The organism is Ruminococcus sp. XPD3002 (assembly GCA_900119535.1).
Taxonomy (GTDB): domain Bacteria; phylum Bacillota; class Clostridia; order Oscillospirales; family Ruminococcaceae; genus Ruminococcus; species Ruminococcus flavefaciens_H.
Genome location: FPJT01000033.1, coordinates 1 through 8,281 on the forward strand (window position 1 = coordinate 1; position 8,281 = coordinate 8,281).

The 8,281-nt window shown below is 38.0% G+C and carries 6 protein-coding genes; all 6 read right to left on the bottom strand.

Features of this window, described 5'->3' with window-relative positions; translation table 11 throughout:
• Positions 1–25: 25 nt before the first annotated feature.
• Positions 26–301: a transposase gene (locus BT127_RS16020; RefSeq protein ID WP_075425924.1), complete on the bottom strand. Its 276-nt coding sequence runs from the start codon at positions 299–301 to the stop codon at positions 26–28.
• Positions 302–336: 35 nt separating this feature from the next.
• Positions 337–1,332 (bottom strand): leucine-rich repeat domain-containing protein, encoded by a 996-nt coding sequence (locus tag BT127_RS16025; RefSeq protein ID WP_075425963.1) that lies wholly within the window; start codon positions 1,330–1,332, stop codon positions 337–339.
• Between the two features lie 99 nt (positions 1,333–1,431).
• Entirely contained in the window at positions 1,432–2,085 is a 654-nt protein-coding gene (locus tag BT127_RS16030; RefSeq protein WP_075425964.1) for a DUF308 domain-containing protein, read from the bottom strand.
• A gap of 33 nt (positions 2,086–2,118) precedes the next feature.
• Positions 2,119–4,875, bottom strand: a complete 2,757-nt coding sequence (locus BT127_RS16035) for a DNA methyltransferase (protein ID WP_075425965.1) — start codon at positions 4,873–4,875, stop codon at positions 2,119–2,121.
• Positions 4,876–5,025: 150 nt separating this feature from the next.
• The gene (locus BT127_RS16040; protein WP_075425966.1) at positions 5,026–7,389 is read right to left on the bottom strand and encodes a lectin-like protein; all 2,364 of its coding nucleotides are present in this window, start codon (positions 7,387–7,389) and stop codon (positions 5,026–5,028) included.
• 277 nt (positions 7,390–7,666) lie between these two features.
• Positions 7,667–8,242, bottom strand: coding sequence for a recombinase family protein (locus BT127_RS16045; protein WP_075425967.1), 576 nt, complete (start codon positions 8,240–8,242; stop codon positions 7,667–7,669).
• Positions 8,243–8,281: the final 39 nt, after the last annotated feature.

The window sequence follows — 8,281 nt, forward strand, 5'->3', positions numbered from 1 at the left end:
ACGAACAGGTGACGTTCGCTTGTCTTTACTTCTTCCGGTCTTTTGCGAAAAAACCGAGTGCGTCCTTGAGAATATCATTTGCTTTGCGAAGCTCGGCATTTTCGCGCTCAAGCTCAAGATTACGCTGCTTAAGCTCTTCGTCGGTCATCTGATACTTCTTAGCTTTGGCAGCGGCATTTCGCTTTGTACGCCAATCAGACAGTGTGTAATACTGGATACCTAACTGCTGAGCAGCCTTTTTCAGTCCGATCTCATCCGAGAGCTTTAATGCTTCTTCTTTGAATTCTTTACTGTACTTCATAGTCGTTTTCCCTTTCCGGTTTTGTTACTTATATTCTACCAGATTTTTGGGTGTTTGTCGACTGCTCTTTCAGTATAACACTTCAGAGAATTGCATCCTGCAAACGCACCATCTCCTATACATGTAACAGAATCAGGAATAGTTATTGAGACAAGGGTGTTACAATTGCAAAACGCATTATCTCCTATACTTGTAACAGAATCAGGAATTTCTACATCACCTGAGCATTTTGTTCCGTCGATAAGAATACCATTAACAGCAAATAGAGGCGTTTTATCAGTGTTCTCTTCAAGCCATTTTGTTCTATAAAATGCACAACTTCCTATGCTTGTAACAGAATTTGGTATAGTTACTGATTCAAGAGATTCACAATCGCTAAATGCCATTGACTCAATGCTTGTAACTGAATTTGGAATAGTTATTGAGCTAAGTGAGTAGCAACCAGCGAACATTTGTACTCCAATACTTGTAACAGAATTTGGAATAGTAATCGATTCAAGAGAATTACAAGAAAAAAATGTAGAATAACCTATACTTGTAACTGAACTTGGGATAGTTATTGAGGCAAGAGATGAACAATACATAAACGCGCCATTTCCGATGCATGTAACAGAATCAGGAATAGTAATTGATTCAAGGCTTGTACAAGCAAAAAACGCATTATCTCTTATTCTTGTAACAGAATTTGGGATAGTTATTGAATCAATGAGAGTACAATTACTGAATGTTCCGCTTCCGATACTTGTAATCCCATCAGAGATTACTACAGATGTTATTTTATCAGCGGTTCCCTCTAAAGGCGAAGTCGTAATTATTCCATCATAATCATACATATCTCCCGTACCACTAATAGTTACAGTGCCATTGCTGTCAAGCGTATATGTGATATCGTCGCCAAGCTTTCCTGTTTCAACAGCGTCCGCCGCATCAGCCGTTATTGAAAACTCAGGCAGATCAGCTGCAAAGGGAGCAGTTCCTCCACAAACAACAGTCATCGCCATTGCCATTGCAAGTATTTTATTAATTCTCATTTTTTCATCCTCCTAAAAAATATATTTATCACCGTTGATACTTATATCAACGATAACGAGCTGAATACAATTTTTTTCACTCATCATCACGAAGGAACATCAATCCAGACTAAACGTTAAGAAATCGGCTATAGATTCAGGATCATCATATTCTTCATAGAATTCCTCGGGTGGAATGAAGGTGATCTCTTTTGTTTCTTCGTTATATGAGTATTCGGGGAGCTTACTGCCGTTATCGGTAAAAGAAGTTCCAAAACTGCCGAGCTTACGGACGAGGAACAGATCCTTTTTATAGAATTCAATGGATGCGATCGTATTCTCATCTTCGGCGGTTTCTTCATAAAAGAGGACTTCTTTTCCGTCGGGGAGCGAGATAGTATATCGTTTTGTATTCTTGTGTTCTGTGAAAGTATTTTTCAGATCGTCGCTGCAAAACAGTATACCAAATACTATCCAGAGCACTCCGACAAAGAGAACGATATATCTTGCCTGAGAAGAATCATCACTTTTGAAGGAAAAGAAGAGAAGAACAAGAAGAACGATCCCGGCGAAAGCAATAAACGCAGCTTTACCGAAAAGCAGTCCGAAAAGATATATATCTGTATATTTGTCTGATAGCATAACGACCATTATAATTGAAAAGACAAGCCATATTACACCTATTATAATGGGCAATATTTTACTTATGAGCTTCACATTCTTTGTGAGCTTAGCCTTCTTTATACGTCTTGCGATTTTTTTGTTTTCATCCATTACAAACACCTCCGGAACAAATCAAAATAAAGGTCACTTTTTTTCTGTCAGTTTCTGATACATCTTCATCAGCTCTGCCACGCACTCGCTTTCGGTTATCTTCTTATCGAAGGCGTAAGCAGCCATGACAGCCAGATCATTAGCCTGATGAGCCTTTCGCAGCTCAGGTGGCATAGTTGTTTCATCGTAGAGATCGGCGAGGGAGCAGTCTGGGTAGAGCGCTCTTGCATCCAGTATAGCCTGTGCTGTTTGCTCAATCCTTGCCTTTTGTTCGTCCGTAGGCGTACACCACGGAAAATTATTATAAACAATAGTAGTCGAATAACTGTAATCACTCTTTAATCTACCACATACTGTTCTCATCCATGCCATATGAACATTGGAAGTGAGTACGCCCAGTAAATAAAGAGTAGCATTAGGTATTGTAAATAATTTATCTCCGGGAATAATATCATCATTTAAGAAACCAAAGGGAATGTATCTTCGATGCTCTGAAGATACCTTTGCAAAAGCAATAAAATGCTCTGCTGGAGGTCTATACTGTCCGAACCTCCAAGGAATATTTGCAGCCTGTTGTGTCTGCTTGTTCTTGCTTGCAAGTCTTAACTCCTTGACTGCCTGTACTCTTTTCATCACTTCTGGACAACTCTTTAATTCTTTTGGACTTATATCCGGAATCCATAAACACCAACGTTCAATATTATTTATAAATTCTCTTCCCATCATGAAGCGTTTGAAGAATTTTTCAGACTGTGGTTCTTTAGCTACAAATGCGTTTTTTTCTTCTGGTGTGAACAGATAATAACCGTCATCTGTAGCTTGACTTCCTCTAACTATTGCAGGAACATCACAAAGAGGTTTACTTCGTTCTTCAATTACTACAACAGGAGCGTTAAGAAGATATCCATTAATTGTTTTGGCTTCGGAAACACTTCCAGAAGAATATATATACTTATTCTTATTATTCTGAGCATAACTAAATCCGATAATCACACAATGAACGTGAGCTTTTAAACTCGCTTCACTATCCCAGATAAAGGTTCTATGGGCGAAATCAATATGAATTCCTTCATCAAATAGTTTCTTCCAAAGAACACTTACTTGCTCTCCCTGAGAAACAGAGTTTGTTGATACAAGCGCAGTTCTAATCTCTGTGTTTTTCATTATATCAGCAGCTTTAACATACCAACAAGTAACATAATCAAGCTTTCCTCTTTTAACGCCAATCCAAATATTATCCATATCTTCACGTTGAGAATCAGACATATAGTTAACACCAACAAAAGGCGGATTACCCATTATATATGACAGTCTGTCCTTTGATACAATGCTCTCCCAATCAATACGCAGAGCATTGCCCTCGGTAATATTTGCGTAGGACTTCAACGGAAGGAAAGGAATAGTGCGCTCAACGATCTTTTCTGTCTCTTGGAGCATCTGAGCTTCTGCTATCCATAATGCCGTTTTTGCAACCGTTACAGCAAAATCATTTATCTCGATGCCGTAAAACTGAGAAATATTGACCTTTATCGGATCAATGTCAAACATCATCTGACCGTCAAGAACGAACTGCAATGCTTCATTTTCAAGTCGGCGCAGCTCTATGTAAGTCTGAGTGAGAAAGTTTCCGCTGCCACAGGCAGGATCAAGGAAGGTCAGACTTGCAAGCTTGTCCCTGAATTCCTCTATCTTTGCCTTCTTTGTCTTATCAACCTTGTATTTATCCTTTATTCCTTCAAATTCCTTGTGAAGCTCATCGAGAAACAGCGGATCAATGACCTTATGAATGTTCTCTATCGAGGTATAGTGCATACCGCCGCTGCGCCTTGTCTCAGGATTCAGTGTACTCTCAAATACAGCTCCGAATATAGTGGGAGAGATTCCCGACCAGTCGAAATCCTCACTTGCATTACGGAGAAGAATATCAATTATTTCCTCAGTAAACCGAGGTATCTCTATATGCTCGTCTGCAAAAAGACCTCCGTTGACATATGGGAACGCTGCCAGATCATCATCGAGATATGGATCACGGTCTTCGGGTTTTGTATCAAGAATCTGAAACAGCTCTATCAGAGCCTTGCGGAAATCACGGGCAGAGAAACGCTTCATGTAGTCATGGAACATCTGATGCTTGCCGAAAATATCTGCATCCTCCGCATACAGGCAGAATACAAGACGTACACAGAGCTTATTAAGGCTTTTCAGTGTGTCTTCATTGTTCGGATCAGCGTACTGTCTGAGGATAGCATCATAGAGCTTTCCGACAAGCTCTCCTGCCTTCAGGGAGATCTCCATTTCCTTCTTTATATTCTCATTGGCTGTATCAACTATGAAGCCGAGCCTGTAATATTCCTTTGCCAAGTCCTTGAGGAGTATCTGCTCAGGTTCACCGTTCGGCTTCTCCATGTCATATACAAGGAATTCTGCAAAGTTACAGGTTATTATCCACCGAGGACGCTTTGAGTACGGCAGCTCCGCAGCGTATCTCTTTGCCTGTTGGAACGGAGACAGCATAGAGCCGTCTGACTGCTTTATGCCTTTTCTCAGATCCTTCCCTAAACTTTTCTGTTCTATCATTACATGAGTTGAATCTATATATCCGTCAATAAAGCTTGTGTGGTCAAGCATTACCTGATCCTCAAAGCTTATAAATCCTGCTATATCCTTAACTCCGAATACGTTTACTAATAGATCTATCCAGAACTGCTGTGATTGTCCCTTTTCGTAGCCTTTGCCTTCCCAACGTTCTGCGAAGTCCTTAGCTGCTTTTTTCTGTTCTTTATCGGTCACGGTCATCCCTCCAATATCCATGCTGTTCTTTATTGAAAAGAAAAGCTTTTTCTCATCATATCACAAAATATTGTGAAAGTCAACGAAAAAAGTGAACCCTCTCCGAGGAGGAGAGGGCTGTCGTTGAATGCATGTGCGTTGATATTTGTATCAACCGTTCTGCTGCATAAATTCCTTGATCGCTAACTCTCCGCCTGTAGAGAGGTACGAATAGTATTGCAGTATCATAGTAGCATCAGAAGCATCTATCTTGCTATCTTCATTTACGTCTGCAGCTTTCTGCTGTGCATCTGTAAGTAGAATCGCTCCTCCTGTTGAAAGCAGTGAATAGTTAACGAGAACGAGTGTTGCATCGTTTGCATCTATCTTTCCGTCTGAATTCGGATCACCGATTATATTTTCTTGTGACGAAATATTATTCCACTCGCATATAAATGCTTTATCGCCACCTTCAGTCATAAATCCGAAATCGCCATCATTCCATGTACCGTCAGGGTACTTAAAATAGAACATAGCATAATTTTCATTTGTATATCCTTTTCCGTTATTAGGTTCAACGTATCCGTCCTCATCTTCGACTTTGTTCCAATTGACGTATTTTGAGCTGTCATTTGAAACCCATTTCCAATTTCCTTCTTTTCCTTTATCTGTATATCCGAAATATGCTGAATCGAAACCGAGTTCTTTCATTATTTCAAATACAGCAGAGTTTTCCTTTTCATCATTAATGACTGCAAGATATCCTCCTCGCTTCTCACAATATTTCTGAGCTTCTTCCCATGTGTCACAAACTCCGGAAAAGACATAGTATGAATGTCCATTGTATGTTTGTAATTCATCATTGAAGTCTACACCTTCATAATCCCACTCACAAATAAACGGAGATACCATATCTTCATGATCATCCCATTTATTTGCATATGCTATCCATTCGATATATTCTGTTTGCTTGGAAAACATGTATCCAAACATTTCGCTTCCGGTATAATTATCAGGCATAAAAACGGTTTCTCCATTATGTTCGTAACTATTCCAATTACTAAAAGTTAAAGGAGAATCATCTACCCATTTCCATTTTAAAGTATCTTCATCACAGTATAATCCAATGATATAAGAACCGTCGTATTCTTCATTTTTTATAATTTGTTCAATAAATTTTTGTTCGTATTGTGAGCCGATTGTCACCAAATGTCCGCCTAATGATTCACAATATTTTTTTGCTTTTGTCCAGTTCATATTACGATAAAAAAGTTTATATGTATGTCCGTTATATATATAGTAGTCTTGTTTCACCCATTTAGCAAATAATTCTATATCTTCATTTATTTCAGAAAGATTGGTATACTCTTGCGTAAAGTCCTCATTAAACCAACCTTCAAAAATATATCCTTCCTTTGTTGGAGTAGGGAATTCGTATATGCTGCAAGTGTTCTTTATGATAGATCGTTCGTTTTCAGAACAAACTGCATCACTTCCAGCATTAAATTTAACTGTAATGGTCTCTGGTGGAGTTTTAGTAGGAATATCATCACAAAATTCATATGTTGCTGAATCATATACTTTCTTCTCCCATTCACTTAGACTATCATAATCAAGAGAAGCATAGTTTTTTGCTATGTATTTTATTTTATCTCTCATTTCAATATTTTTGATTAATATATCTGTCGGATCTTTAATTCTATCATCGTTATCATTTTCATCACGCATCACTGAAATAGGTATTGATACTTTTAATGTTGAGTGGTTTGAATCAATATTGCTAAACACACCCTTTTCATCCCATCTTCCTTCATATGGATCGTAATTTGCATTTACAGTTGCCCTTGCATAAGCAGAATTTAAAACTACTTCATCATTAATAAAAAAGCAATTATAGTGCAATTCGTCTCCATTGTATGCGGCATTATCAGCAAAATCACTTGTTGCTCTTTTCACAACTTGAATATCAAAGTGAATACCATATTTTTCACTGTATGAAACCCCTTTGCTTATAGTATCTCCTTGCATTATCAATTCAGTTCCCTGTGGGTAACTTACATTCATTTTTTCTTCAATATCTGTATTAGATGAATGAAGTGCATAAACTGATACTCTACAAAGCTCCCCAGTTGGAACTCTAACTTTATTGTCAGATGTAAAAACAATTTCGTTACATTTATCAGGAGCGTATCCTGTAATTTTTCCCGTAAATGGAGCACACAGATAACCGCTTTCCGATGATATATCCATCGCGCATGAATCTTCATGTGTCGCTTCCTCACCTTCTATGTCATAACCACTTTCGTAAGCAGTCTGCCATATTGTTATATTTCCTTTCATAGGAAACATACAGTTTTCTACTTGAGAATATTCTGTAATTACATCAGAAGAATCTGAATCGTCAAGAGCAAAGCTTCTTATTATATTCATATTACCCATGCTTTTTGAACACGTACTTCCAATTATCGCTACAATTACCGAGAGACAAGTGATTAACGAAAAAAGCCTGTGTTTAATTATATTATTCGACATCATTTTATTCGCCCTCCTTATAAGGCACATCTTTTCATAATTAATTTGTTTATATAATTAGATTAACGAAACATTGTTCTATTCCTCCTTTCATTTTATTTTATCTTATCATATTCTAAAAAAAGAATCAATTGATATCATAGACAAAGAAAAAAGATGAATTTGTATAAGTTTAAAAAAATAAAATCAAAGAGCTAAACCTTTAAAACTATTTGTAGATTTTTTTAAATCACAACCCTGTGTATGATTTGCGTTTGGCTTATTATAAATTAACTATTGTTTATATCCCTAACTTCTTCACTATCTGATAAAACCTATTCTTCTTCATTCCGAGTTTCTTCATAGTAGCAACAGCAGTTTGTTCGCCGTTGCGCCACTTTTTACATTCTTCTCTGAACTTTTCTTCATTGAAGGGGAGAGGTTTACGTCCTTTGTACTTCCCTTGCTGCTTTGCAAGTGCTATACCTTCACGCTGACGTTGAAGAATTGTTTCACGTTCAAGCTCTGCCAGAGCTGCGAAAACAGTCAGCATGAACCGTCCCTGTGGAGTATCGGTATCAACATTCTCTTTCAGGCTGATAAGACCTACGCCTTTATCGGTCAGTTCCTGAACGATTTGTAACATATCCTTTGTACTTCTCGCAAGTCGAGAGAAGTCCGATACGACAACCACATCGCCTTCACGTACATATTCAAGCATAGCTTTTAGCTGAGGACGGTTTCTATCCTTGCCACTCAGCTTGTCGATGAATACTTTTTTTATTTTTTCAGTGTAGGCTTCAAATGAATGGAGCTGCCGAGCAGTGTTTTGTTCCTCAGTCGAAACACGGGCATAGCCTATATATGTTTTCTCCATATTTTTTCTCCTTTCAAGCAAAACCGTCCTGATAGAATG